Here is a 2462-nt window from a genome sequence, read left to right as displayed (position 1 = left end):
CCTACGGAAACACCCTGTCTTCGGGTACATCACGCCCCGCGAGACACACCAGCGGCTCCGGAACGACCAAGCACTCGCAGCGTAGAAGAAGAGTGTCCAGGATCACGGGGAAACTTCACCCCGGCCCATTCCCCCTGCATACCTACAAGACTGGCCCCGACCCTGCCGGGCCGGGGCCAGAACCCCCAACACTTTCAGTGATCTTCTAGGCGGTTTGGGGACGTCCCAGGCGGGGCGTCCCAAAACCGCCGGACCGTCACTCTGAACCGCCCCGGGTCGGATGGAGACTCGATTTCATGAACGGATCGAGTCATGGCACGGCCTTCCCGTTACCCGCTTGAGCTCCGCCGTCGTGCGGTGCGCATGGTCGCCGAGGTGCGCGACGACTACCCGAACGAGACGGCCGCCCTGCAGGCGGTGGCGGAGAAGCTTGGCATCGGCTTCCGCGAGACGCTGCGGAACTGGGGGAAGCAGCAGGAGATCGACGCGGGTCAGCGACCGGGGACGACGACGGCGGAGTCTGTCCAGCTCAAGGTGCTGAAGAAGGAGGCGGCCACCGTGGAGGAGACCGTCTTCGTCCTGGACACTTTGGAGATGGCCATCTGGCAACGCGACCGCGACCAACAACCCACCCAGCCAGCCGAGTTGGTCCATCAATCGGACGCCGGGGCGCGGTACATATCGTTCAGGCTCGCCGAGCATCTGGACGCCGCGGGCATCGCCGCCTCCATCGGCTCGGTCGACGCCTACGACAGCGCCCTGATGGAATCGCGGACCGTCTCGACCAAGAGCACCGCACCGGCCTGCGAGACGACTCCGCGACCGCCGCCCTCGACGCGGACATGCGGGTAGGACCCGATACGCTTGTCGGGTAGCCGGAGTCCATTGCTGGACTCCGGCCCCCTCAGAACCATACGTGCACGTCATCCGCGCATACGGCTCAAGCAAGCCCCAAAGGCTCTTCGGTGTGCAGGGTTTCCTCGCGGCCGTCCACGTATAGGCGTTGACGGCATGAGGCGTGGGTGAGGCGGAGTTGAACCCCATCCGGCGTCTTCGTCCCCTGGTAAGCGATGTTTTGGGTCTTGATCGCTTTCCGTGTGGTGCGGAGCCACTGCTCCCACTCCCTTGGGGACTGCGGGGACCGGTCTGCGTGCAGGAGCAGTTGCCCGCACCGATGGCAGCGGCCCGCCTGCGTCTTCAGTAGAACGCATGGTGGCCCGGTCCAGCGGCAGCGGGGCGCCCTTGCGACGGCGGTCGGCCCAGTAGTCGGCCAGAGCAGGGTCATCCGGGGACGCCCCGCCCCTGACCAGCTGATGCCGGATGATTTTCGTCCAGGCGAACCGGACCAGGTAGGCGCCGCTGTCGCGGTCACCGAACACCCAATTGTCCTGACGTGCAGGATTGAAGCGGCCGAAGTACCGCCTCATGATCCAGCGCCTCGGCTTCTTCGGATGCCTGGGCAGCGCCCACCGGTAGGTGAGCTGCCATAGGTAGGCGTCCAGCGAGGCGAAGACCTCTTTGGACACCACCGTCCGGTAGTAGGCCGCCCATCCGCGAACGATCGGATTGAGCGTCCGCAGTACTGCCGCAGGCTCCGCGCCACGAAGGGCCCGGATTTCCTCCCGCAGTCTGCCCCGGATCCGCTTGACGGCCGCTTTGCTGGGCTTGATCAGTAGCTTGCCGCTGCGGTAGCGGCGCACGTTGAACCCGAGGAAGTCGAAGCCGGTTTCCGCGTGGACGACTTGCGTCTTGTCCTCGTTGAAGACCAGCCCCCGGGGCGCGAGCCACTCGGCAAGCCGTGCCTTGACCTGCTCAGCCGCAGCGCGGCTGTGGCACATCGCCACGAGGTCGTCAGCGTATCTGACCAGCACAGGAGCGTTCGGCATGATTTCTCCGGCCCGTCGGCCCGAAGGGTGATACCGCACGCCCGCAGCCATCTCCATCCCATGCAGAGCGATATTCAGCAGCACGGGGCTGATCACGCCGCCCTGGGGAGTCCCCTCCTCGGTCGGTGTGAATCTCCCGCGTTCCACGACCCCGGCCTTCAGCCATTGCCGGACCAGTCCCCGAGCGGGGAAAGTGCCGAGCCCGGCCAGAAGCTGGTCGTGATCGATGCGGTCGAATGCCGCCGCCAGGTCCGCGTCCAGGATCCACACGCGCTGCGGGTTCTTGCCGCTGAGCGTATTGAAGATGACCCCGATCGCATCATGGCAGCCCCTGCCCGGGCGAAAGCCGTACGACCTCGCCTCGAACCGGGCCTCCCACTCAGGTTCCAGCGCCGCCGAGACACGGGCTTGATGAGCCCGGTCGACGATGACGGGGATGCCGAGCGGGCGCCGCTTGCGTCCTCCCGCCTTTGGGATGAACACCCGCCGGACCGCGCGAGCCTGCCAGTTACTGCCGCGCTGCTGGATGAAGCGCACCAGTTCCGACTTACCCGAGGCGGTGAGTACGACCTGATC

At 66.2% G+C, this 2462-nt stretch carries 2 protein-coding genes; one reads left to right on the top strand and one right to left on the bottom strand.

Annotation, left to right across the window (positions count from 1 at the left end):
- Window positions 1-312 precede the first annotated feature (312 nt).
- The gene (locus NQU54_RS48300) at window positions 313-852 is read left to right on the top strand and encodes a hypothetical protein (RefSeq protein WP_257636614.1); all 540 of its coding nucleotides are present in this window, start codon (window positions 313-315) and stop codon (window positions 850-852) included.
- A 71-nt stretch (window positions 853-923) separates the two neighbouring features.
- On the opposite strand, the gene ltrA is transcribed toward NQU54_RS48300, so the two are convergent.
- Window positions 924-2462, bottom strand: a 1539-nt coding sequence (ltrA, locus tag NQU54_RS48295) for a group II intron reverse transcriptase/maturase (RefSeq protein WP_306279879.1), incomplete at its 5' end; no start/stop codon positions are given.

Origin of the sequence: Streptomyces malaysiensis subsp. samsunensis, from assembly GCF_024519315.1 — a bacterium.
GTDB classification, from domain to species: Bacteria; Actinomycetota; Actinomycetes; order Streptomycetales; family Streptomycetaceae; genus Streptomyces; species Streptomyces malaysiensis.
The sequence above is the reverse complement of the archived record's forward strand: the minus strand, read 5'-3'. Positions and strand labels throughout refer to the sequence as shown.